The sequence below is a fragment of the Sedimenticola hydrogenitrophicus genome (assembly GCF_029017505.1).
In the GTDB taxonomy this organism is placed as follows: Bacteria; Pseudomonadota; Gammaproteobacteria; order Chromatiales; family Chromatiaceae; genus Sedimenticola; species Sedimenticola hydrogenitrophicus_A.
This window is the reverse complement of record NZ_JAQGEI010000046.1, coordinates 1-21,039: the sequence shown is the minus strand read 5'-3', so window position 1 is coordinate 21,039 and position 21,039 is coordinate 1. Positions and strand designations below refer to the sequence as shown.

Below are 21,039 nucleotides of genomic sequence, written 5' to 3'. Positions count from 1 at the left end.
GACGGGGGAACCGGTTCCGGGGGAGTGATTCAGGTTGGAACCGGTAGATAACAGACTATCAGGGTCAGGGGTGGTGGGCAATGGTTCGCGAGACCCGTTTAAAATCCCCTCAAAACGTTTAAGAGGTTCGACGCCAGGCCGTGGTAGCGGTGCGCGCCCCTGGCGGCCTCTGCGGGCCTCTCCGGGCGAATGCTGATTTACCCTCCCACCGCCGCTTCCAGGTGCTCCTGCAGAATGTCGAGCACGGCCGCGCCGTCATCCTCGGACAACCCCACGATCTCACGGGCGGGGATATCGCCCCAGGGGGTCTGGCCACCGGCGAAGCTGTGCTTCGCGGCACCGAAATGCATCGTGCCGGCATACTCCAGCGCGCTGCCGACTTCCACACCGTCGGCCGTTATTTGGTAGTGGATCTCCGAGAGCAGGCGCTTTGACTCGCCGACCAGGGGTGTGTCGTGTCCCTTGCGTTCGATGGTGACGGGGGAGAGGGGCGCCCAGGCCGTACCGTCCGGGGCCAGGCCGTCCGCCCCCCGTTGCTTGGTGGAACGCACCAGGTACTCGCCGATATCCTGATAGGCGGGTTTCAGGTCCGCCCCGGCCTGCAATAGCCGGCTGAGGGCGGTCAGCACCGGCTGGGCTTCGAATTCGATCGTGATCATGTGCTATAGTCTCTCTATCTCGGTTCGGACATCGGACCGTCGTGCTCATACCACGAACCGTCACGGGCGTTGTGGTCCGGGGACGAACCGAGTCACTTCTCTATAATATAGAATGACTGCAACGCGAGCATCTTGCGCCCGTTTCGCAGCTCGAACACCGCCTCGTACCCTTCGCCGCCCAGGGTTAGCCGTCGTTTTACCAGCGGATTGCCCGTCTTCGTCGCTTTACCGGCGGCCACCAGCTGGCCCCCTTCGTTGATGAGTTGCGGCAACACCTCGTAATCCTTGGCAGTCACCCCGCGCTGACCGGAGCGGGTCTCTGCCTCCTTGCCGTGCCGCCCCTCAATGTGGCGTACCGCGAACGCGTCAAGCGCGTAATCGAACCCAGCCACATCTTTGCCCAGCAGCACCTCGATGCGCGTGATATCGTCAGCCGTCAGCAACCCCAGCGTCCGGTACGGCGGAATATCCAGTTGCGTCCGCTCCTCCAGGACGCGCTGGGCATACAAGCGGGTGTCGGCCGCCACCGAGGGCAGCGATCGGTAAGAGGTGGCCAGGCTGTCGCGCACCGATTCCGGCACGCCCTGCATGTAGGCCTTGGCCAGGGTGTAGTCCCACTGCTGGGTCTTGGCCGCCATTGCGCGCACGGTATCGCTGACGGTGGACCCGGGTTGGTAGTCCCAGCCCTTGTCGATGCCGACCGGCGCGCCGGTCTTGGGGTCGGTGGTGTTCCAGTGCTTGGGCAGCGCCTTGTCCGGGTCACCCCCCAGACGCCGGGCACCACGCTCCGAGCGGGCGCCGCTGACATAGCACTGACAACCCCAGCCGTTGGCAGGGGCGTGGGTATCCCAGAACGCGTGGGTTACCGGCAGGGTCAGGCCATCCCAGGCCAGGTGTTTGGGTCGCGGCTGTTTGACTGAGTCGTTGTGGTGATACACCCAGTATTTGAAACCGCCCTCGTGTAGCTGGGCATAGCGCCCGGCGTTGTAGCTGGTCTTGGCATTGGTCTGATAGATGATGCGGGTGCGCCAGGCGACGCCTTTTTTACTGCCCTCGCCGGTCCAACCGGTCCAGCCGTTGCGCTCGACCAGGGCGCGGAAGTCCTGGCGGAAGGCGTCCAGGCTCTTGCCCTCGCTGACAGCGCGATCCGCCGACCCGGCCAGGTCACTCAGCAAGTCCGCCTTCTGGGCGCCGGCCACCATGAACCCGCTGTCGTGGGCGCCTTTCTGCAGATCATCCCAGCGCTCGCTGGGCACCAGGTTGCCGAGCTTGCCGCGAAAGAAGCTGACCTGTTCGGCAAACGGCCGCTTGAATACGCCACTGGTAACGGATGGCTGGGGGTCAGGCACCGGTCTGCTCCACATCGAAGCGGCCCGCGGCCTCGGCGACCTCCAGGGCATCCCCCAACACGCCAGCGAGCGGGGCCTCCGGCAGGTCGGCGTAAGCGGTCAACAGCATTTCCCGAAACTCCTCGAGGCTGTCGGCCGCTTCCAACATCGCCTCGATGCGCGCCAGCCACTCGGCCATTGCGGGCTCGGCCTCCCGTTCGAGGCGCCCGGCAATTTGGGCAGCGGGCGGCAGGATGTCGGCAGCACGCGCCGCCTCGGCGAATTCCGGCGCCGGCTCGGGTTCCGGCCCACCCGATGGAGGCGGCTGGATCGTCTCCCACTCGCCGCCATAGGTGTCCTGCACGTGGCGCAGGGTGGGCTTGTAGCCCATATCGAAGACGTGCTTCTCCCGTTCGGCCACCTTGTTCAGGTCTTCGGAATCCTCGGTCTTGCGCCAGACCCGGGGCGTGGCGGCGTTGGGGTAGTTCCACTGGGTGAGCCAGGTCGCCACGGACCGATTGAACGAGTCACACACCAGGTCGGCGTCGGCCTTGACCAGGTCCAGCCTGACATCCTGCTGCAGCTCCTCGTTGCCCAGCTTGCCCGGGGTGCCCTCGGTGCTGGCCACCTGGCCCAGCACCACCTTGGCGATCGCCCGGTCCATGTGATCGTACAGGGCGGTATAGTCCCCGGTACCGGAGCGCGCCGCTTCCAGCAGCTCGATCTCCATGCCCTGGGGAATGCTGATGCCGGAGTCGGTGGTGATGGCGCGGAGCGCCTGCAGCAGCTTGGCCCGCTCGGTCGGGGTGGCATTGGTCTCGTAGCGGCCCACGCTGGTGGGCTGGCCGAACTTCTCCAGGAAGATCAGCCAGAACTTGATACCGTTGCGCTTGAAGAACACCGGCCAGTAGAGCCAGTGGGCCAGGCCCATCCCATAGGGGTCATCGTCATGGTCGGCGCCGGTCTGGAAGAACCAGAACTTGCGCTCCGGCAACACCTCGCCGTCGGGCTTGGCCATCGTCAACAGTTTCAGATCACCCCGCCCATCGAAGCCGAAGCGCTTGCGATCGCGCACCCGCACCGCATCCAGCACCACCTGGCGGCCGTCCCGCGCCCATAGGCACTCGGCCACCGCGTGGCCGTAGAACACGCCATACAGCATCTTGTCGGTCACCGCGTCCCAGCGGATGTGGTCCAGCTGCTCCCGCAGGAACTCCGCCGCCGCCTTGTCCTGGCGACGCTCACCGCCCGGGCGTACCTCCCACTCGCGGGAGATCACCGCCAGGCGGCGCTGGTGGAAGGTGGCCGCCACCTGGTCGTCGCGCAGCAGCTCCCGGTAGGCGTTGTAGTCGCCGGCGGCACGGGTCATCAGCACCGAGTCCTGGGGCTGGGCCAGCGCCAGCGGATCGACGTAGCCGCGGGTGATGTCGCGGCCGTCCAGGGTGGTGGCGATCTCGCGCAGCTCCGGGCGCACGCTGGCCATCTCGGCGAATTGCGCCTCGGTGATCACCACGCCGGAATTGAGCTGTACATAGTCAGCAGCCATTAGAAACCTCCGAAGTCATTGCTGCCGCCCACCACGCCGAAGCCGATATCATCATGAATGGCCGGGGCGGTGGCACCGTCGCCCGCGAAGGCGGCACGGGGTCCGGTGGATTGGTAGTCGATCTCCGCCGCCGGACTGGAGGCTGCCTCCACTCCCAGGCCCAACGCCCAGAAGCGGTCCGCGTGGCCGGCCGCGGAGCGCTCGGCGGTAAACCGGATGTTGCCGGCGGCGCTGGTGGTCTTGGTCACCGCCCGCAGATCGGCGCGGACTACCGGGTCGTAGGGTATCCGGATGCGCTGGTCTTCCATGCCGCCGCGTACCGGGTAGGCCAGGCGCTCCTTGACCTGGGCGGAGAAGGTGACCAGCTCCACGCGGTAGGTGCCGAACTTCGCCTGGGCATCGTCGCCCCAGCCGATACCGAGCCCGGTATAGTCGAAGCAGGTGCGGCGCATACAGGCAATCCACGGCCAGAGCACCTTCTCCTGATCCGGCTTGCTCATGTTCTTGAGCGCGATGATCTTGCGGGTGTAGAGCACATCGCCCAGGCGCTCCAGTATCCAGAGCACGGTCAGGTCCTTGGTGCGGCCGATATCGAGCCCGGCATAGAGTTCACGCTTGCCGGATTGCGCCTCCTCCAGGGTGATCTCCCAGGGGATGCCCTTGATGTATTCACAGGAGGCGATCAGGTCGTATTCCAGGAACGCCGCATCGTCGTCGCCCGGCACGCACATGTACTCCTGGAGGAAAGACTCTTCATCGGCGGTACCGGACTTGATGAAATCGAAGTACTCCGCCTCGTCCATCGCCTGCTGCTCGGCCTCCGCCGGAAGGGCCTGCTGCAGCTTGAACAGAAAACCCTGGTTTAAGGCCTCTTCAAGGGTGACCCGATGCAGGCTAATCTTCTTGGGGTTGCCTTTCTCCCGCGCCTCGACCACCAGGTCGGTATTGAAGAAGTTGCGGCTGCCGCGATGGGTGGAGATCACTTCCATCTGGCCGCCCCAGGTCAGACCGGGATACGCGATGGTCCAGAGCTTGCGCGGGTCCTTGTGCAGGGCGAACTCGTCCAGCACGCGGCCGCCGCGCTTGCCCGCCTGGGCATCCGGGTTGGAGCTCATGGAGTAGATCTGCCGGCCGGAGGCGAAGCGCAGCACCAGGGCGGTCAGCTTCTCTTTCGGGTCGATCACCACCTCGCCGAGATCCTCGGCGGCCAGGTTGAACGCCTGCGCCCACATCTTGCAGTCCTCCAGGAACAGGCGCGCCTGGATCTCATCGCGGGAGGAAACCCACTGATCATAGCGGGCCGAGGTTGCCGCGGTGCGTTCCACCAGCGGATAGGCGGTACTCCAGGAGAGGCCGATCTGACGACTCTTCTCCATCACTTTCAGCCGTGAACGATCCTTGATCCACTTCTCCTGGTACGGTAGGAAAATGGCCTCCGGGTTAGGCGGGATGCACTTGGCGTTGCCCTTGTGCTGGCGTGTCATTCCGCCATCCCGAGCACGTCACGGCGGATGCGCTCGATGGTCTCAGCAGAGACGCCGGACTGCTTGGCGGTGGAGGCCATCGCTTCGGCCGCCCTGGCCCGCTCCTGCTTACGGATATCTTCCTCCCGCTTGACGTTCTCCGACGAGGCCCGCTCCAGGCGCACCACGGACAGCGACAGGTGTTTCAGCTGGTCGATGATCGCCGGCATGCTCTCTTCGGTCAGTTCACCTTCGGCCAGTTTCATGGTCAGCTCGAAGGCGAGGGTGCGCAGGGTTTCGTTAATCAAGTGGCCCAGCTGCCCCTGGGGCGCGGCACCCAGCTTGCCCACCCAGGCCTCCGCCACCTGGCGGGACTGGCGCAGGCGTTCGCCCACCTCGCGCATCTTGAGGTCGTAACGGTTCACCGCGTGGCGGCTGACCTGCTGCTCGGCACCCAGCTCACCCAGCAGGGCGTTCAGCCGGTCGGTGGCCTCGGTCTGGGTGATGGCGGGATCGCGCAGCCAGGCGTGGAGCGCGTCGCGCACCTCGGTGGGGAGCAGGTCGATGGTGCTGGGGCGGGACATCAGGTCACACCCCCGGTCGCGGCCGCGCCACGCCGGGCACGCGGCTGCGCCCCAGGGCCACGTCTTCGCCTCGGCGGGTCAGCTTGGCCACCTGCAGACCGGCCACGTTTTCGACGCTGATCAGACCCTGCTCGGTCAGCCACGCCAGCTCGGTGCGCAGCCGATCGCTGCTGATGCCGTGACCCACCGCCGACAGCGCGCCCTGCAGCACGATCTCGTTCTGGGCGTAATCGACGTCTTCTTCCAACACTTGCAGCACCACCAGACGTTGGTTTTCGATGACCAGTTCCGCAAGACTCATTTACTACCCCCTTGATTTAGCCGGTCCTGGAACAGCAGGGCAAAATTGCCATTCAGTGAGTCCAGGTGCCCTTCGATCTTCTTCATGCTGCCGGCGATGGTGTTGACCTTTTCGTGGATCTCGCCCAGATCGTCATGGTCTGGCAGGTGACGCACGTCGGTCTCCAACTGGCTCAGCCGTAGGTCAATGGCGGATACCCGGGAATCAACCCGGTCGATCGCGCCGCGGTTGGCCTTGGTGCGATTCACAATCCAGGTATAAACCCCCAGCCCAAACAGCCCACCCAGGTGCGCGACGTCAAACCAGAACCGCGCCGCGCCATAATCAACTTCCATATACTCTCCGCTGCTGCTGTTCCCGGTCCGTCAGGCACCCCACACAGATCCCGGCGGCCTGGCGGTGTGCCGGCAACGGCTCCAGGCAGTCGGGGCAGTGGGGTGCGCCATCGATGAGGTAGGGGGTCACCTGCTGCCGGGCGCGCTCCTGTTGCGCGGCCAGGGCGTCGGCATCAAAGCGCTCGATGCGCCGGTCGGCGCGGTCTGCGTCATCCATGATCTACCCCGCCAGCCGCTTTGCCAGGGCGGCCATCAGGCCGGGTGCCGGCTCCTGGCCGGCCTGTACCTGCTTGTCTTTGGAGCGGCTGGTCACGTTGACGCCCAGCACCGCCAGGGCGATACCCCACAGACCGAGTAGGGCGGTCAGTACGCTACCCAGCGCCCCGACCACGGCGGCCAGATCACCGGGGTGTTTATAGGCGACCAGGCCGAGGATGAGCGTGAATCCGGTCATCTGTACGAACCATGCCAGCGCCGTCAGATACCCGTAGGTCGGCCGCCAGCGCCGCACATAGGGGTCATTGCTCGCCACCTCGGCCCGTATGGTCTGGTTGACCTCCGCCAGGCGGGCGGTCTCGGCCTCCAGGTGCATGCGGGTCAGATCCGCCTTGTTGTCCAGCTCCATCTGGCGGATCCGCTCCAGCGAGGCCGGGTCTTGCAGCGCGGTGGCCACGGCGGCGGGGTCCGCCTCCGTGCCCAGGGCCGAGGCCACCAGGGCGCCGACACCGGCACCGGCCGGGCCGAGCAGCAGGGTGCCGACCAGCGGCGCCGCCTTGGCGACGACGCCGCTTATATCAGACCAATCCATACCAACCCTCCAACCAGAGCCCGCCGACGATCAGCGCGCCGGCTATCCAGCCGCGCAGGTATTCCTGGTGCTCCCAGTTGCCCGGGGCTGGGCGTTCCGCCCGCACCGTGATCCACACCGCCAGCGGCATGGCCACCGTATAGGCGGGCAGCGCCAGCAGCAGGCGCGGATCGAACAGGGCCAGCGGCACGAACCCGCCCCCCCAAAGTCCACCCCTCGCGAACAGGGCCAGCCAGGCGTTATGCAGTAGCGGCCCACGCTGCCACCAGGCCGCGCGCTCGGGATCGGGTTGACGGCCGGTCAGGGCGCAGCCGATGGCCTCGCCCCAGCCCGGGATCATGCCCAGGTACATGGTCGCGACTATCGGCATGGTCAGCCCGTCCCAGGGGTGACCGAACAGGGCGGCCATCAGCCAGCCGTAGATCAGTCGGTCGATGTAGCCCGAGACCAGCAGGTGGTAGTGGTCGCCGCGCAAACGGTCGGCACCGCCGAGTAACACAACCAGCAGCAGTTGCTGGACAAACAGTGACCAATCCATCAGGCGGCCTCCTTGTGGTTGAGATGGAGTTGCCGCGCCTGTTCGAGGGTGCGCAGCCCGGGGACATAGACGGTGCGGGGTTTGCCGATCAGCCGCGGCACCTTGATGGCGGTCAGCCGCTCCAGGCGTGCCGGCTCGTGCAGTGCGGCGGAGGGCACGGAGACATGCACCCACTGGCCGAACTCGTGGATCAGCTGGTCGTAGCCGGTGACGTGCTCGCGCAGCCAGGTCGCCACCTCCAGAGGGGTGTGCCCGGTGACCACGATGTCGGCCGCCTGGCCGTACTGGTGCTGTGAGGTAGGCGCTCCGCCGATCATGCGGTTGAGTTTGGGCGGGCGGTAGCCGGAGGTGATATGCACGGGCCCGAGCGCGTCACGCAACGGCTGCAATACGCCCCGGCAGAGGCGGCGCAGGGTGAAATAGACCACGCCAAACTCGCTGACGGTCATATCGATGCCCCGGCGCGCAGCGGTCTGCGAGCGGGTGAACTCGTCCAGGTAGAAGTTTGCGGATAGCTGTATGCGGCTCATGCCGTCATGCTAGACGGATGACGCGGGGGATAGACGGGGGAACGGGTTCCGGGGAGTGCAGTAGAGATCAGGTGGGGCTTTTACAGATTACCCGCCCGCTGTCTCGAACGCAAACAGCTGGCCCTGGGCAGTGGCGTCGGCCAGCTCGCCCTCCACCCGCCGGCGCAGCTTGCGGATGCCGCGCTCGGTGTAGCCGTAGCGACGCGCCAGGGTGGCGTTGGAGGCCCCGGCCTCGGCCTCACGGACGATCTGCTGCTCCTGCACCGCCCTCAGAGCGGCGACGCAGCGGGCTACCTCGATCTCCTCGTTCTGATAGCGCTCCACCAGGGCGGTCAGCGCTGGCATACCGATGCGGTCCGCCAGCCAGTGGTCGGGCGTCGCTCTGGCGGGCACGCACAGACGGATACCGCCTCGTTCTTCGACGATCACCAGGGTGGCCGCCAGGCCGACCACCTCGATCAACTCCTGGACGGAGTCCGGCAGGTAGTGGGCGGGGATCTGGCCGGGGGCGCCCATCATTGCGGCCGCCCCTTCAGGTTCAGGGCGTCGCGCAGCATGCAGCGGATCGCCCGCAGGTTGCGCTGCCGCTGCTCCTCGGTGATCTGGGGGGCGGGCAGGGCTTGACGTTGTGGGCGGGACGGCAATCTCTGCATCAGCATGTTCGGGGAGGGCCAGCGGTCGCAGTTGGCCGCCAGCTCCATGAATCCCCGGTGTAGGCGCAGCGTATCTAGCTCCTTGTCCCAGACGATATTCCTACCTGCCAAGGTCTCGGCCCAGATGCGGGTCACCTCACCCATCGCCACTCCGGCCGGCGCGCCATCCAGATTCAGCAGGCGCAGCCGTTCCATGTGATACTTGACGATTTCACCCAACCAAGCAGGTACTTTGACATGAGCTTTCACGACACCCCCTTATCTGAGATTGAGCAGCACATTGCCGAGGCGCTTGGCGTGGACGAAGTATGCATAGCCGCGCTGGAGTTTGCCGCCCCGAACGCCATAGCAGAACTGTCAGACAACAAGAAGATCCGGGTTACGCTACGCATCGTCGTCGCCGAAGTTGACGGAGCGGATCGCTAGGACGGCGGTCTCGGTGGCGGTCAGCTTGCGCCCGTTTACACCCCCTGTAACCGGGCGTTGATGGCCGTTTGACGGCATTTCAACCAGCGCCTGACCGCGCTCGGCTACCGACTCCAGCACCCGCATCAGGTAGTTGTGATTCTTCAGCGGCTTCCAGCCGGCGCCCATCCGCGGGCGCATCGCCTCCAGCGTCTCGCGGATCGCCTGGGCGATCACCGCCTCGCCGTGCTGTCCGCTCAGGGCCTCCACCTCCTCGGCCAGGGCCAGGGCGCGGGACCAGCGCAGCGACTGGGTGCGCGGACGGAACAGCCCCAGGTAGGTCACCAGCTCGCGGGACAACCCGCCGCAGCGGCCCAGCAGCGCCATGAACCGCCGGCCGCTCTCATCCTCGACGGCGGACTCCAGGGAGAAACGTTCGCTGCAGCGGGGGCAGTTCAGCTGCATGCGTCCACCCGCTCGGCCAGGTGATCGATGATCAGGTTCATCAGCCGCCGCTGGCGGTGCCAGTTTTTGGCCTGATAGCCCTGGCCGTTCAGCCACGGCGCCACGTAGGCCTCGGTCAGCCCCAGCCGTCCCAGCAGCGCCTGGATGGTGGCGTGCTTGGCGCGCTTCTCCTGCTCCACCACCAGCGCGGCGACAATGGCGCGCCAGTGCTCGGGCCGCTCGACCCAGGCCAGGCGCGCCACGCCGGGGGCCTTACCCTGCGCCGGCGCACCCTTGCCGCCGGTGATGTTGCGGGCGATGCTGTCGGCATAAGCCCAGGAGAGCCCCATGTCCGCCAGCAATGCCTCCACCTTGGTGATGTACTGCGGCAGCTGGGCGTAATTGTGGGGCCGCCGGCCGGCCTTGCGCGGCGCGCTGAACCGGGCCCCGCACTGGCGCAGGTGGGCGATCACCTTCGCCCGCCCGTGGGCGTCCAGGTCGGCGGAGGAGTTCACCCGCGCCTGGGTCCACAGCATGCGGCGGTAATCGCTGTCCGGCGACTTGTCCGCCGGGTCCATGCCGAGCTGCTTGGCGCCCATGTGGATCTTGGCTAGGTCGGTGCGACGTGGGTTGTTCATGCCTGGGCCTCTCGTTTTGCATCGAGCGCTGCTTTGTACGTTTCGTAGGTCAGCACCTCGATATCGGTGTTGTGCTTTTTCAGGTGGCGGATCAGGGGCATGGGTTTTAACCAGTCTGCCCGGGAAAGATAGCGGCGGTCGTAGTACCCCCGTTTTCTGCACTCCCGCTTGCCGTAGAGCTTTTCGCATAGCTTCAGATCTTTGGCGGACCTGCGCTGGCGTGAAACGTGCCGGCAAAACCGCTTTGGGATGTCGGAGAATTCCTCCGGGTCATCGACGACTTCTATCCACTCGCCCTTAAACCCGCCATCTACGTACACAATGATGTAGAGCCGGTTGGTCTTGCTGTCCCGCTCCAGGTGCGTGCTGACCAGGTAGCCATCACAGCGCAGGTAGACAGATCCGAACAGGCGGTCCATCTCCTTGGCGACTTCATCCCACTGTTCTTTGGTTGGTTGATTCATATTTCTCTTACATCCTCCGCTATGCACTTACAGGCATGAACCGCGGAGCGCGCACGGATCGCGGCGGCAAACGCTCCCCTGCACCCGGCCTCCGTTATGCGAATCAGCGTTCGCCCGCTGGTTGACGGGTACTTGTGGTCTGCGAGGGTAAGCGGCAGCGTTTCGCACGCCAGTGCGCACGCCTCACGTTCCGCCAGGACCATGTCCTCTGCTCGCGCCTCGGAAGAATTCGGCCCTTCCGGGCTTGACCAGTGCGTCACCCCAGCCACCACCCCACCGCTTTCACAGGCGATCCACCCGGGGACCGAGTCATCCCAGTAGCCGCAGAAGAAGCCTTCGGTGTCCCAGCAGAGCACCGTCATATCGGCGTCAGGCTTTTCGGTGGTGGCGTCGTGCCAGTCCAGGACTTCAGACGCGGGGTTCTTTGGCTGGCTCATTTGCCCCCCTCCAGTGCGGCGCGCCCTTCGGTTCCAGACACCCCTCGGTTAAGTTCAGCTTGCCGGCCGGACTGCCGCCCGGCTGACAGATCATCCCACTCGTGGTCGCGCAGCCGGCGCCCTTCGTTGCGGTTTCTGGCGGCCAGGGTTTCCCGGCTTTCATACCGCTTGGCCAAGTAGGCATCGATGGCGGTGGTTTGCTGTTCAGATCCGGCCAGGCTGACTATCTTGCCGACCACGGCGCTCACCCAGCCCGTGCTGAACAGGTCGGCGCGGCGGGTCTTGTTGGCCGGTTTGCAGCGCTTGAGCCTGGACTTGATGTGGTCATTCCGGGCACGCTTGGCCTGCCGATGCAGCACGGTAAACGCGTAGTGCGCTATCTCCGGCGCCGTTCCGCAGCCGATGAATACCCACTCGCCAGGCTGTGACCAGTAACCCCCTGAAAAGATGAGGCGACAGCCAAAGGCCACCGCTATCCGCGAAGCCAGTGCGGCCTCCCAGTCGGCGGGCTTATTCTTTGCCCCGGCATTGGCCCGGCGCTCCTCTGCCTGAGCCGCGTGCACATCCATCTCGGTGACGTTGTGCGCCTCCATCAGTTTCCGGGCCTGGCGCAGGGCAGCCTCGGCTTCGTGCTCGTTGGCGCTGGCTGACAGGGCCAGGCATTTCTTGATCTTGTCGATGATCTTGTCGTTATCGTTCACGATTTATCCCCCACCTCATCCACCACGATCGGCACATAGCTGGCCTTGATCTGGCGCACGGTGTCGATCAGTTCCGTGCCGGTACCTTCCTTACGCATCTGGATAACCAGCTCGGTGCTGGCCTTCTGGAAGGAGCTGAAGGCTTTCTCCCAGCCAAGCGCGGCGGCGACATGGTCCAGGCCGAAGTCCAGGTCACTGGCGGGAATCCGGCCCGCCACGATCTCGCCCCGTGCGGTGCCGGTGTCATCCCATCCGTAGATCATCATCGGGCAGCCTCCTCTGCCGGCTCGGGCAGGGGCATCCAGTGGGTGACCTGGATAGGCGTTACCGAACCGGTCAGCAGCCAGTGGCCGGCCGGATTGACAAATGCCATATCGACCGCCGGGCCGTCCAGCAGGTCGGAGACCCAGGTGACCAGGACGTCGAGCAGTGGCTCCGGACTGCGCTGGGTGGCGGGTATCCAATTCTGCGCACTCATGCCGCCACCTCCCCACGCGGCGGAATCATCGGCATGACCAGCGCCAGGCCGCCATCGAAGCGGACCAGGCCGGGGACGTAGTAATAGGGGTCATCGATCGGCTCGGCGTTGTACAGGGTGGCATTGGGCAGTTCGGCCAGCAGGGCGATGTAGCGCGGGTTGTAGTAGGCGTGGCCGAGCGACACCCTCAGTTCCATAACGTCCTTTCCGGTGCCATCGCAAGCGATGCAGTGCGTCCCTGGTGCATCGGTGTTGCCCCCACAGGCCGGGCACTCGTCCAGACTGCTGAGACTTGTAACGAGGCCGGTGTTATTACACCGTTCACATTTTGGCGTGACGCCCGTGCCCTTGCAGTATTCGCAGGGCTCCGCCGCGGCCAACATCTGGGCGGCATTGGTATCCGCCAGGCGGTGAGCGTCCGGCTGGTAGGTGTCGGCCAGCATCTGCTCGATGCCGCTGACAACCTTGTCGATAGCAGTACCGCCGTCAAGTGCGATCACGGCAAATGCCTCCACGGCCGGCTCATCCACCACCCGCACGGCGATGTGGCCGTTGGAGGCGTAGAGGTACCCCCCTTTACGGAGGGGGGTGTTGAGATACTCGCGGATGTCGTTCTTGCCGCAGAAGCGGCTCAGGAGTTCGGTCGTGTTCATGATTCCATCTCCAGTTGTTTGAGTTCGGCCGTCATGGGCGCCAGGGTATCCTCGGCCCGGCGCTGGGTGTCCGGACCGCGGTGCGGCATGTGCTTCTCGATCCGGGCAATGTCCTCGCGCAGCCGCCTGATCCGTGCCCGGCGCACGTTGGCGCGGATGGTGCCCTGCTGTTGTGGTGTGGTCACGATTGCCTCCTGGGCGTTGTCCACCCTTCATCCGCCGTCCACCAGGTGACGACTTGACCGTCGTCGTTCAGGACACGGAGCTTCACGTCTGCCGCTCGCGCCAATCTGACGGCGTGGTAGCGCACCTCGGCGTCACGCGCGGCGGGGTAGCTGAGGCAGTTGCGCCATGCGCCGTTCTGGTTGATCTGCAGTTGCATGGCCGCCCCCTACACAGACGCCAGGTCGAGCGGGATCGCCCGGTACTGGTCGCTGTCGCCGATGCGCTCGTAGACCCGCACATAGATCGCGGTACCGACGGTCTGGATGCTATCGCGCAGGGCGTCCATCGCCCGCAGCCACTCGGCGTCGTCGATCTCCAGGCGCAGCAGCTCCAGCACCGCGGCCGTTTTGATCTGCCCCTGGGTGTCGGTGCGGAAGGCCCGGTCGACCAGGGCGCGGATGTTGTTGTTCGCCCCCTCGCTCCAGCGGGTGATGCAGCCGTTGATCAGGGATTTCGCCGCCTCCAACTCTTCGGTGAAGGCGATGCGGTCGGCGACGTGCCTGCAGACTTTGTAGCGGCCGTCGTAGCTGGAGAGCTGGATGTTCCCCTTGCGCCCGCCGATGCGGGTGTCGTAGCGCTCGGCGGCGATCTGCACCAGGTCCTCGATCTCGTCCAGGGCCTGGCGTTTGAATGTCGTCAGCGCATGGTTCAGGGACTTGGCGAGATCGACCAGGTAGCGCACCCGGTCGTCACGCAGTTTGTCTTGCTCGCGCACCTGGGCCTCGGGCACCAGGTGGCCGGCGGCGTTGCGCATGTAGCCGGTTGGGATGGGTTCGTTCATGGATAGTCTCCTAGGTCGGTAGTCTGAGCTGGCCGAGCAGGTCGGGCAGCGAGGTGCGTTTCATGCGTGAGACCTGGGCGAGCGAGGCCATCGCCCGCTCTTCAAGGTATGCGCAGGTGCGGTTCAGTTCGGCCTCATCGCGGGCGATGAAGTAGCCGGTGGAGGGGTGCGCACAGACGTGGTGGCCTTCCATGCGCAGCTCGGTGATGAGCTGGCGCAGGCGGCGCTGGTCGCCCCGGTGCGGGTCGGACTGGCCGCTGATCTCGATGACCAGGTCCCGCGCCGTGATGCCCTGGTGCGCGCCGATGTGGCGGGCGAGCGCCTGTAACACATCCCCTTTGTTCATGCTGACTCCTCCAGGTTGGCCGGCCGCGGCAGCAGGTACTCGGCGGCCTGGTAGGTGATGAACGGCTGTTGGCATACCGAACGCACGCCGAACCGGCCCAGGTACTCCAGTTCAATCTCATGCCCGGCGCGGATGGCGTTGGCGGCCTCGAACAGCACCTCCGTGATGATGTGCTCCAGGTGCTCCTGGCTCGGCAGCGGAACGAACTCGCCGATGGCCCCGCGGATCTGCTCCGCCAGCACCACGGTGTAGGGCGGGGTGTCGAGCTCCTCGCGCGGGTCATCCAGCTTGAGCCGGTTGACGCAGTCGGGACAGACCGTGTGGCGGGGCGCCCAGTCCCCGGATTTACCGCAAAGTGGACAGGTCATGAGTGTTCCCCCTGTGTCTGCCACTGGACGCGGCATGCCAGCACCGGGGCCTGCCAGGTGTAGCGCCGCCCCTGATGTGTGCCCTCGATGCGGTACCAGGCGCCGATCAGCTTGTCGCACTGGGCGCAGCCCTGGATCCACACCACCGGCTTGGCCCCTTCCAGCTCGATGCGCAGCACGGTGTAGCCGTGGCGGATCAGTGCCTCCAGGCAGGCGCCGGCATCGGCCAGCTTGGCCTGCATGTGGGCGTTCTGCGCGTTGCGGGCGTGCAGACCCCGGACGATGGGGAGTTCGGTGATGGCGTTCATCCCTCACCCCCCAAGTCGCGCCAGGCGGCGCGGATGTGGCGCAGGTTGACCCCCTCGCCCTTGGCGAACAGGGTGGCCAGGCGCAGGCACTTGGTGACCATGCGCAGGGCGCCTTGGCTGCGGGCGATCTCCAGCACCGCCTCGCGCTCTTCGCGGGCGGTGATGCCCCAGGCTTCCAGCAGCGCCTCCACGTCATCCTTGCGGGGTCGGGTCAGGCGCACCCGTTTGCCGATGCGGCTGAACAGCTGGGCGAACTCGGCGGAGCGGCGCCCGCCGGTGATGCGGGTGTAGATGATCTCATTGCCCATGATGGCCAGGCCGACGCCGGTGGCGTCGTGCAGGCCGCGCAGCGCCTCGATGGCGCGGGTGTTGAGGTGCTGGGCCTCGTCGATGATCAGCAGGCCGTTGGTCTCCTCCAGCCGTTCCACCAGGTCGGCCTCGATGCGGCAGGCCCGGGTGTTGGTGGGGCGCAGGCCGCAGGCCAGCGCCACCCGCTCCAGGCAGGGGCCGAGGGTGTTGGTGCTGCTGGTCATGGTGGCCACCCAGACGTTGGGATGGCCGATGGCGTAGTGGCGCGCCGCCTTGGTCTTGCCCAGCCCCGCGCCGCCGTAGACCACGGCGATATCGCCGGCCATCTGGGCGTAGGAGAGGCCGGCCAGGATGCGCCGGGCGGTGGTGGTCTCCACCCAGGCGGGGGCGGTGGGGAGCGCCGCGGTCATCCTGGCACGCTCGGTGCGGGCGTCCAGCCAGCGGCGGATTTTGAGTTCCAGCTCTGCTGGATCGCTCGGATACTTGCCGGACAGCCATTGCGACAGTGCCGAGCCGGAGATACCGATCTCGGTAGAGGCTCGCTCCTGGGACAGGCCGGCGCTGGCCATTTCGACCCGCACCAGGTCGTGCAGGATCTGCTCGTCTTCCAGCCCGGTCCGGGCCATTGCTACTGCATCGTTCATTGCTATACTCCTGTTGTTGTTGTTCTTGCTGTAAGGCAAGCACCGCCACCGTCCGGCGGGGATGCCACCCCGCCGGGCGTTCTTGAATCAGTCGTCCCGGTCCAGCACACTGCCGGTGTTCTGGGCCGCCAGGCGCAGGATGAATTCGTCTCCCCCCAGCACCAGGTCATCATCCGGCAGATCGATGTCGCTTCCGGCCACCCGCTTGGCCTTGCCGAACGCACCGCGCACCAGCTTGTGGTTTTGCTGGGCAGGGGTCTCTGCCTCCTGCTCGCGGTCGGCCTGGGCGGCGGTATCGATCAGGCGGTCCAGTTCGGCCTGGCTCATCCGTTGGTGGATGGCCGCCTCCTCTTTGGTGATCCGTGCCAGGCGCTGCTCGTCCCGCGCCCGATCGCGGCCGGCTTGGGTGTCGATGAAGCGCACCGGGCCATTGAGCTTGGCCTCGCCGATCAGGCGCCCGTCCAGGGTCTCGACCATCACCGGCAGGAGCAGGTTGTCGGGGTCCAGCCGCACCACCACCCGCCGCTCGGCCGCCGAGCGGCCCGCCAGGGCCTCGGTCAGCGCATCGGAGACGTACTCGTTGCCGTGGACCTTTACCGCACCGGTGAGCTTGTTGGCGGTGATGTCCACCGCTGCCAGCAGCCAGCGCGAGAGCTGCGCCTGGGTCGGGCGTTGGATCAGGTGGGCGTTGGCCTGGTAGCTCTCGGCAAACACTTCATCGAAGCTGCGGCCGTCCATGCCCATGCCGCGCCGACCCTTCCGGGCGTTGTGCTGGCGGATGCCGTCCTCCAGCACTTCCAGGAAGCGAGCCAACGGCACGGCGCGGCTGCCGTAGTTCTCCGGCTTGGCGGTGGGGTTCTTGCCGGTGTAGGCGCCGGCCAGGCGGGCGTCCTTGGATACGTCGCTCGCCAGGTCGCGGAAGGCACGTTCAATGGGCTTTGATTGGCCGTGGTACGGCTTGGCGAAGTGGGTGTTCTCCTCGCCCAGCAGGTGGGTGAACAGGCCCAGCGGCTCCTCCTCCTTGACCTTGAAGCGGAACCGCGTGGACATGCCGCCGGTCAGGATCTTGGCGGCCGCGCCGCGGCCGTTGTCCAGGATCGCCCCGCCGGGTTTGCCGTGCTCGCGCAGCAGGTCAGCGAAGGAGAGCCGATAACCATCGGAACTCTCTGTCTTGTCGACGCGCCAGGAGAGCATCTTCCCCGAGCGGATATCCTGCCAGCCCACCAGAATGGGGCGTCCGATCTCGCCATCCGGCCACTCCACGAAATTGTCGAACTTGTGGCCGTCGGCGTTCACCAGCTCCAGGGCGTGCAGCGCGGTCCGGTCGCGCCGCTGGGCCGGGAACATCCTCGCCAGCGCCTCCGGCCCCTTGCGCAGGAACACCTGAGCCCGGTAGCTCATCTCCCGTTCCAGGCGCCGGGCCAGCGATTTGCTGCTGCCCGGTATGGTCCAGTCGTGCACCGCGGCCAGCCGCTGCAGGGTGCGATAGCACATCTCCAGCGTCGGCTCCTCCTGGCGCAGGTAGTCTGCCTTGAAGGCGGCCCAGGCGGCGGGGTCGCACTCGGCGGTGGCGGTGCGCCCCAGGTGCCCCGGGGCCAGCACCAGCGCCCACAGGTGACGCGGGTAATCCACCAGCCCGGCCTTGGCCCCCTTGCCGTAGTAAGCGTCGCGCAGGGTGGCGTAGCTCCAGGGGGTGCCGGTGGCGGCCGTCTGCAGGGCCGTGGTCAGCGGTACGCCGCTGCGCTCGTGCGCCGTGACGGCGGCGCGGATCGCGGTGCACTTCGCCTCCGCCTTCTCTCGCTGGCTGTCCCGCAGCCGCTCCCAGCGCGAGGATAGCGCCTCCTCGCTGTGCACCGGACGCTGGCGTTTGGGGGAGGGGGTCAGGTCGGCCTCGGTCAGCACGGGGACCGGGGCGTGGGTTTTGAGCAGGGCGACCTGGGCGGCATGGGGCATGGCATCCAGCCGGTACAGTCGCCGGGTACCGCCGCGGCCAGTGGACTCCTCGAATGGCCAGGATTCGCGGACGGCGGTGCGCTCAATCTTGCGCTTTGGCTCTCCCATCGCCTCGGCGATCTCGCGGACGGTAAACCACTCCTTGGTCAAAACGACTCCTCCTCGCGGATCGGGATCAGCAGCTCAGCGGCGCTTTTGACATCCTCCAGCGCCAGCTCGATGTCCACATCCCAGTCACGCTCACCCTCGCAGAGCGCTAGCAGCAGCTCCACCAAATGCTGATAGCGTTTTTCCAGGATCGGCGTCAGGTGGCTTGCGCGCTCACGAAAAATGATTAATTCTTCATTGCTCATGTATCACCTCTTCAGGAATGCTGTTATGCCTATCTACAGGAAGGAAACAATCACACCTCATCTGCGTGAACTCGATGAGTATTATCAGAACCTGCGCTCTATCCTCGGCGCAGCGCCCAATACGAATATCGCAGATCGCTTTCACCTCACCCCGGACCAGATGTCCAAAGAATGCGTCCAGGTCAACCTGGATGATCTGGCAAAGGCGGTGAAGCACTTTAAGGTTGTCGTGGAAGACCTGGGCCGACTGAAAAACAAGGAATACCAGCTCAAACCGATGCGGCAGGGTGATTAGCCATATCCCAGGTGCTGGCTGACGATTCATTCCACTCCCTCCTCAAACAGCTCCAGCTCCGGCGTCAGCGCCTTGCTGACATTCTCCCGGTGCCCGGCGATCTCACTCATGGCCTGGCTCAGCGCCGCCATCGTCTCATCGGCGGACCCCTCGCCCCGGTAGAACCGGGCCAGTAGGTTCACCGCATCGTTGAATCCCGTCTGCAGCTGCAGCACGTCCTCATCCTGGGCCGGCTTCCCGCTGGGGATATCCACCAGCAGCTTGTGCGCGCTGGTGGCCAGGTACTGGGTCACATAGGTGCAGCCGCAGGCGTGCTCGAACGGGCGGATCAGGATCGCCGGCAACCGGCCGTTCTCCAGCCACTTGTACAGCGCCCACTTGCTCGGCATCCCCATCAGGTCAGCCACCCGGTCAACCGACAGGCGCCGCCGCTCCCGGGCGTACTCCAGGCACAGCTCGATAGCGTGGCGCAAAGAGGTCGGAGCCACCCGCTTCCTATTACGCTTACGCATTGGAAACCCCCTTTAAAACGTCTTCCAAAACCGGTGCCGGATTGCCCTGGCAGCCGCTGCCGGCCTGGGCTAGGCTGTGTCCGTCGAACAAAAACAACAGAGAGAACACCATGCCGAAAGACACCAGCCACTTGTATCCGATGCCTGAAGATGTGCTACACAACATGGTGCAGACATTCATATTCATGCCTGCCGCCGACCTGGAAGCCGAGCGCGAAGCCATTGCCAAAGCCGTACCGCCAGGCGATATGGCCGATGCGCCAACCCTTGAAGAGGCGATACGCCTGGGCCATCGTTTCGTGCAGCTGGCCCCTTATGGAGATCCGCCAGACGCCGACACTCTGCAGCGATGTCTCGCGCCTCTTTCACCGTTGCAAAGCGGGGCGCTGGCCGTGCGCCTGGAGCAGATCCAGCGGGCGCTTTGGCAGGTGCAGCACATGAAGGGTCTGGACTACGATCCAACCCAGGTACTGGCTGTGCAGCCACTATGGCATCTGCGCTGGGAGACCCTGTTTCGCGGGTCTCTCTATCCCGCCTATGTGGGGATGCTGGATGTAAGTCGGTTCTAATTGTCACGCGGCTCTCCCTTTGACTTTTCGCAATTCATGTGACGCACCGGCGCCGCCTGCGGTATCCTGCGGATATCGGCTCGGCCAGATGACGGCGGGATCGATCCCAATGGCCTCGGCGATCAACCGCTCGCCCTTCGGCCAGGGCCGGTCCAGGGCATTCGTCAGGGTGGTTGGGGAGGCGTAGCCGTGATGGGTGGACAGGCTGCGCAGCGACCAGCCGGCCTTGCGCAACGCGCAGACGATATCGGCCCGGTGCCAGTCCTGTTTTTTTTGCTTGCGTGTTGTGTTCATGGTCCAAACAATAAACCCAATAGGGAACCTTCGTCAACCCCATTCGGGAACTTACGTTAAGTGACGCGCTTTAGGGTTTCCTAATATTTTAGGCTTAAGTCAATGAAAGTAACTAAAAACAATAACTTAAGAAAGTGCGTCACTACGAAAGGAAGTGCGTCACCGGTGACGCACTTAGGGAGCTAGAAGTGCGTCAGGATACAATCGGGAACCGGCTATCTCATGCGCGGCGCACTATTGGGCTTGCTATCGAGGAATTCAGCACCCAAACGGGGATACCTATCAGTACGCTGAAAAAATATGAGAGCGACCACCGCGTCCCTGGCGGTGAAGCGATCCAGTCAATTACCAAGGTAGGCATTAATGCCCATTGGCTAGTCACCGGTGAGGGAAGGATGCGACTGGAAGATCTGGCGGCACCCAAGGAGGCGTCGATCGGAAACCAGATCAAGGAGCATAGCGAGGAGTACGCCCTGGTGCCGCTCTACGATGTGCGGGCCGCCGCGGGCCACGGCGCCGTAGTGGAGGAGGAGCAGATCATCGACTCCCTGGCCTTCAAGCGCCAGTGGATCCAGCAGGAGCTGCACGCCAGCCCGGGCGATCTCTACCTGATCTATGTGGATGGTGAATCGATGGAGCCCACCCTCCGGCCAGGTGACGTGATCCTAGTGGATCGCCGCAGCGCCCAGGCCGTGCCCCGGGATGGGATCTATGTGCTAAGGATGGATGGCAGCCTGCTGGTCAAGCGCCTGCAGCGCCTCCCGGGCCGCCAGGTCAAAGTCACCAGCGACAACCCTGCCTACGAACCGTTCAACCTCTCCCTGGAAGCACCAGGTGAAGACCTGGCGATCGTCGGCCGCGTCGTCTGGACCGGCCGCCGCATGTAGCCAGCCCTTAAACGATCTTTAAAAGGTACGTGAACAGATGCCGCACTTTCGCAATTCTACCGGGGATAATGGCCATACTGGACAAATCGCCGCGACTTTCGCAGACTCAAGCGAAATCGTCGCCACGCCACCTAATCGCGCCCAAGTCATTGATTCCCTGCTCACTATTGCTCGGTATCGCTCATCATTGCGCGCCACCCCATGTTTCTCTTTCTAAGTGTCTCCCCTCA

36 protein-coding genes are annotated in these 21,039 nt (G+C 65.2%); 4 read left to right on the top strand and 32 right to left on the bottom strand.

The features are described 5' to 3' along the window. Positions 1-197: 197 nt before the first annotated feature. The 13 genes from O9K64_RS21320 to O9K64_RS21260 form a co-directional block, all read right to left on the bottom strand. Entirely contained in the window at positions 198-659 is a 462-nt protein-coding gene (locus O9K64_RS21320) for a phage virion morphogenesis protein (protein ID WP_275100140.1), read from the bottom strand. A 92-nt stretch (positions 660-751) separates the two neighbouring features. Then, positions 752-2,008, bottom strand: a complete 1,257-nt coding sequence (locus tag O9K64_RS21315) for a phage minor head protein (RefSeq protein ID WP_275100138.1) — start codon at positions 2,006-2,008, stop codon at positions 752-754. Then, positions 2,001-3,533, bottom strand: a complete 1,533-nt coding sequence (locus O9K64_RS21310) for a DUF935 domain-containing protein (protein WP_275100137.1) — start codon at positions 3,531-3,533, stop codon at positions 2,001-2,003. Before O9K64_RS21310 ends, O9K64_RS21315 begins: the two co-directional genes overlap by 8 nt. Further along, positions 3,533-5,017: a terminase large subunit domain-containing protein gene (locus tag O9K64_RS21305; protein WP_275100136.1), complete on the bottom strand. Its 1,485-nt coding sequence runs from the start codon at positions 5,015-5,017 to the stop codon at positions 3,533-3,535. The genes O9K64_RS21310 and O9K64_RS21305 overlap by 1 nt, the downstream gene beginning before the upstream one ends. Further along, positions 5,014-5,580, bottom strand: a complete 567-nt coding sequence (locus O9K64_RS21300) for a DUF3486 family protein (protein WP_275100135.1) — start codon at positions 5,578-5,580, stop codon at positions 5,014-5,016. Before O9K64_RS21300 ends, O9K64_RS21305 begins: the two co-directional genes overlap by 4 nt. 4 nt (positions 5,581-5,584) lie before the next feature. Further along, on the bottom strand, positions 5,585-5,830 hold the full coding sequence (locus O9K64_RS21295) for a hypothetical protein (protein ID WP_335342335.1): 246 nt from the start codon (positions 5,828-5,830) through the stop codon (positions 5,585-5,587). A 47-nt stretch (positions 5,831-5,877) separates the two neighbouring features. Continuing rightward, positions 5,878-6,216, bottom strand: a complete 339-nt coding sequence (locus O9K64_RS21290) for a DUF2730 family protein (protein WP_275100133.1) — start codon at positions 6,214-6,216, stop codon at positions 5,878-5,880. Then, positions 6,206-6,433 (bottom strand): TraR/DksA family transcriptional regulator, encoded by a 228-nt coding sequence (locus O9K64_RS21285; RefSeq protein ID WP_275100132.1) that lies wholly within the window; start codon positions 6,431-6,433, stop codon positions 6,206-6,208. Before O9K64_RS21285 ends, O9K64_RS21290 begins: the two co-directional genes overlap by 11 nt. Before the next feature lie 3 nt (positions 6,434-6,436). Further along, complete coding sequence (locus tag O9K64_RS21280; protein ID WP_275100131.1) at positions 6,437-7,024, bottom strand: 3TM-type holin; 588 nt, start codon at positions 7,022-7,024, stop codon at positions 6,437-6,439. Beyond that, entirely contained in the window at positions 7,011-7,562 is a 552-nt protein-coding gene (locus O9K64_RS21275; RefSeq protein ID WP_275100130.1) for a hypothetical protein, read from the bottom strand. Before O9K64_RS21275 ends, O9K64_RS21280 begins: the two co-directional genes overlap by 14 nt. Further along, the gene (locus O9K64_RS21270) at positions 7,562-8,092 is read right to left on the bottom strand and encodes a D-Ala-D-Ala carboxypeptidase family metallohydrolase (protein ID WP_275100129.1); all 531 of its coding nucleotides are present in this window, start codon (positions 8,090-8,092) and stop codon (positions 7,562-7,564) included. The genes O9K64_RS21275 and O9K64_RS21270 overlap by 1 nt, the downstream gene beginning before the upstream one ends. A gap of 87 nt (positions 8,093-8,179) precedes the next feature. Further along, the gene (locus tag O9K64_RS21265; protein ID WP_275100128.1) at positions 8,180-8,611 is read right to left on the bottom strand and encodes a hypothetical protein; all 432 of its coding nucleotides are present in this window, start codon (positions 8,609-8,611) and stop codon (positions 8,180-8,182) included. Further along, positions 8,608-8,964 carry a hypothetical protein gene (locus O9K64_RS21260; RefSeq protein ID WP_275100127.1) on the bottom strand — a complete coding sequence of 119 codons (357 nt, stop codon included), beginning with the start codon at positions 8,962-8,964 and terminating at the stop codon, positions 8,608-8,610. The genes O9K64_RS21265 and O9K64_RS21260 overlap by 4 nt, the downstream gene beginning before the upstream one ends. 18 nt (positions 8,965-8,982) lie before the next feature. Between O9K64_RS21260 and O9K64_RS21255 the strand changes: the two genes are divergently transcribed. Then, the gene (locus O9K64_RS21255) at positions 8,983-9,171 is read left to right on the top strand and encodes a hypothetical protein (protein WP_275100126.1); all 189 of its coding nucleotides are present in this window, start codon (positions 8,983-8,985) and stop codon (positions 9,169-9,171) included. On the opposite strand, the gene O9K64_RS21250 is transcribed toward O9K64_RS21255, so the two are convergent. The 17 genes from O9K64_RS21250 to O9K64_RS21170 all read right to left on the bottom strand — a co-directional run bounded on the left by O9K64_RS21250 (position 9,130) and on the right by O9K64_RS21170 (position 18,252). Next, positions 9,130-9,615 carry a hypothetical protein gene (locus tag O9K64_RS21250; protein WP_275100125.1) on the bottom strand — a complete coding sequence of 162 codons (486 nt, stop codon included), beginning with the start codon at positions 9,613-9,615 and terminating at the stop codon, positions 9,130-9,132. The two genes, O9K64_RS21255 and O9K64_RS21250, sit on opposite strands and share 42 nt — an antisense overlap. Beyond that, a complete protein-coding gene (locus O9K64_RS21245; protein WP_275100124.1) occupies positions 9,606-10,232 on the bottom strand; it encodes a regulatory protein GemA in 627 nt (208 codons plus the stop codon). The genes O9K64_RS21250 and O9K64_RS21245 overlap by 10 nt, the downstream gene beginning before the upstream one ends. Then, the gene (locus O9K64_RS21240; RefSeq protein WP_275100123.1) at positions 10,229-10,696 is read right to left on the bottom strand and encodes a hypothetical protein; all 468 of its coding nucleotides are present in this window, start codon (positions 10,694-10,696) and stop codon (positions 10,229-10,231) included. Before O9K64_RS21240 ends, O9K64_RS21245 begins: the two co-directional genes overlap by 4 nt. Then, entirely contained in the window at positions 10,693-11,133 is a 441-nt protein-coding gene (locus tag O9K64_RS21235; protein ID WP_275100122.1) for a hypothetical protein, read from the bottom strand. Before O9K64_RS21235 ends, O9K64_RS21240 begins: the two co-directional genes overlap by 4 nt. Further along, positions 11,130-11,834 (bottom strand): DUF2786 domain-containing protein, encoded by a 705-nt coding sequence (locus O9K64_RS21230; protein ID WP_275100121.1) that lies wholly within the window; start codon positions 11,832-11,834, stop codon positions 11,130-11,132. The genes O9K64_RS21235 and O9K64_RS21230 overlap by 4 nt, the downstream gene beginning before the upstream one ends. Beyond that, positions 11,831-12,100, bottom strand: a complete 270-nt coding sequence (locus O9K64_RS21225; protein WP_275100120.1) for a hypothetical protein — start codon at positions 12,098-12,100, stop codon at positions 11,831-11,833. Before O9K64_RS21225 ends, O9K64_RS21230 begins: the two co-directional genes overlap by 4 nt. Further along, positions 12,097-12,312 (bottom strand): DUF551 domain-containing protein, encoded by a 216-nt coding sequence (locus O9K64_RS21220; RefSeq protein WP_275100119.1) that lies wholly within the window; start codon positions 12,310-12,312, stop codon positions 12,097-12,099. The genes O9K64_RS21225 and O9K64_RS21220 overlap by 4 nt, the downstream gene beginning before the upstream one ends. Continuing rightward, complete coding sequence (locus O9K64_RS21215) at positions 12,309-12,965, bottom strand: hypothetical protein (protein WP_275100118.1); 657 nt, start codon at positions 12,963-12,965, stop codon at positions 12,309-12,311. The genes O9K64_RS21220 and O9K64_RS21215 overlap by 4 nt, the downstream gene beginning before the upstream one ends. After that, positions 12,962-13,150: a hypothetical protein gene (locus tag O9K64_RS21210; protein ID WP_275100117.1), complete on the bottom strand. Its 189-nt coding sequence runs from the start codon at positions 13,148-13,150 to the stop codon at positions 12,962-12,964. Before O9K64_RS21210 ends, O9K64_RS21215 begins: the two co-directional genes overlap by 4 nt. After that, positions 13,147-13,347, bottom strand: coding sequence for a hypothetical protein (locus tag O9K64_RS21205; RefSeq protein ID WP_275100116.1), 201 nt, complete (start codon positions 13,345-13,347; stop codon positions 13,147-13,149). Before O9K64_RS21205 ends, O9K64_RS21210 begins: the two co-directional genes overlap by 4 nt. A gap of 9 nt (positions 13,348-13,356) precedes the next feature. Further along, positions 13,357-13,971 (bottom strand): DUF3164 family protein, encoded by a 615-nt coding sequence (locus tag O9K64_RS21200; protein ID WP_275100115.1) that lies wholly within the window; start codon positions 13,969-13,971, stop codon positions 13,357-13,359. Positions 13,972-13,981: 10 nt separating this feature from the next. Next, positions 13,982-14,317 carry a hypothetical protein gene (locus tag O9K64_RS21195; RefSeq protein ID WP_275100114.1) on the bottom strand — a complete coding sequence of 112 codons (336 nt, stop codon included), beginning with the start codon at positions 14,315-14,317 and terminating at the stop codon, positions 13,982-13,984. Then, a complete protein-coding gene (locus O9K64_RS21190; RefSeq protein WP_275100113.1) occupies positions 14,314-14,685 on the bottom strand; it encodes a hypothetical protein in 372 nt (123 codons plus the stop codon). The genes O9K64_RS21195 and O9K64_RS21190 overlap by 4 nt, the downstream gene beginning before the upstream one ends. Next, positions 14,682-14,993 carry a hypothetical protein gene (locus O9K64_RS21185; RefSeq protein WP_275100112.1) on the bottom strand — a complete coding sequence of 104 codons (312 nt, stop codon included), beginning with the start codon at positions 14,991-14,993 and terminating at the stop codon, positions 14,682-14,684. The genes O9K64_RS21190 and O9K64_RS21185 overlap by 4 nt, the downstream gene beginning before the upstream one ends. Beyond that, entirely contained in the window at positions 14,990-15,946 is a 957-nt protein-coding gene (locus tag O9K64_RS21180) for an AAA family ATPase (RefSeq protein WP_275100111.1), read from the bottom strand. Before O9K64_RS21180 ends, O9K64_RS21185 begins: the two co-directional genes overlap by 4 nt. 87 nt (positions 15,947-16,033) lie before the next feature. Then, positions 16,034-18,049, bottom strand: a complete 2,016-nt coding sequence (locus tag O9K64_RS21175) for a transposase domain-containing protein (protein WP_275100110.1) — start codon at positions 18,047-18,049, stop codon at positions 16,034-16,036. Continuing rightward, on the bottom strand, positions 18,046-18,252 hold the full coding sequence (locus O9K64_RS21170; protein WP_275100109.1) for a hypothetical protein: 207 nt from the start codon (positions 18,250-18,252) through the stop codon (positions 18,046-18,048). The genes O9K64_RS21175 and O9K64_RS21170 overlap by 4 nt, the downstream gene beginning before the upstream one ends. Before the next feature lie 25 nt (positions 18,253-18,277). Between O9K64_RS21170 and O9K64_RS21165 the strand changes: the two genes are divergently transcribed. After that, positions 18,278-18,547: a hypothetical protein gene (locus O9K64_RS21165; protein ID WP_275100108.1), complete on the top strand. Its 270-nt coding sequence runs from the start codon at positions 18,278-18,280 to the stop codon at positions 18,545-18,547. A 26-nt stretch (positions 18,548-18,573) separates the two neighbouring features. Here O9K64_RS21165 and O9K64_RS21160 read toward each other — a convergent pair whose 3' ends face one another. Then, positions 18,574-19,059 carry a hypothetical protein gene (locus O9K64_RS21160; protein ID WP_275100107.1) on the bottom strand — a complete coding sequence of 162 codons (486 nt, stop codon included), beginning with the start codon at positions 19,057-19,059 and terminating at the stop codon, positions 18,574-18,576. Between the two features lie 110 nt (positions 19,060-19,169). Here O9K64_RS21160 and O9K64_RS21155 point away from each other — a divergent pair, with 110 nt between their 5' ends. Then, positions 19,170-19,628 carry a hypothetical protein gene (locus O9K64_RS21155; protein ID WP_275100106.1) on the top strand — a complete coding sequence of 153 codons (459 nt, stop codon included), beginning with the start codon at positions 19,170-19,172 and terminating at the stop codon, positions 19,626-19,628. Positions 19,629-19,631: 3 nt separating this feature from the next. On the opposite strand, the gene O9K64_RS21150 is transcribed toward O9K64_RS21155, so the two are convergent. After that, positions 19,632-19,922 carry a helix-turn-helix domain-containing protein gene (locus O9K64_RS21150; RefSeq protein WP_275100105.1) on the bottom strand — a complete coding sequence of 97 codons (291 nt, stop codon included), beginning with the start codon at positions 19,920-19,922 and terminating at the stop codon, positions 19,632-19,634. A gap of 395 nt (positions 19,923-20,317) precedes the next feature. Between O9K64_RS21150 and O9K64_RS21145 the strand changes: the two genes are divergently transcribed. Continuing rightward, positions 20,318-20,809: a S24 family peptidase gene (locus O9K64_RS21145; protein ID WP_275100104.1), complete on the top strand. Its 492-nt coding sequence runs from the start codon at positions 20,318-20,320 to the stop codon at positions 20,807-20,809. The last annotated feature ends 230 nt before the right edge of the window (positions 20,810-21,039 follow it).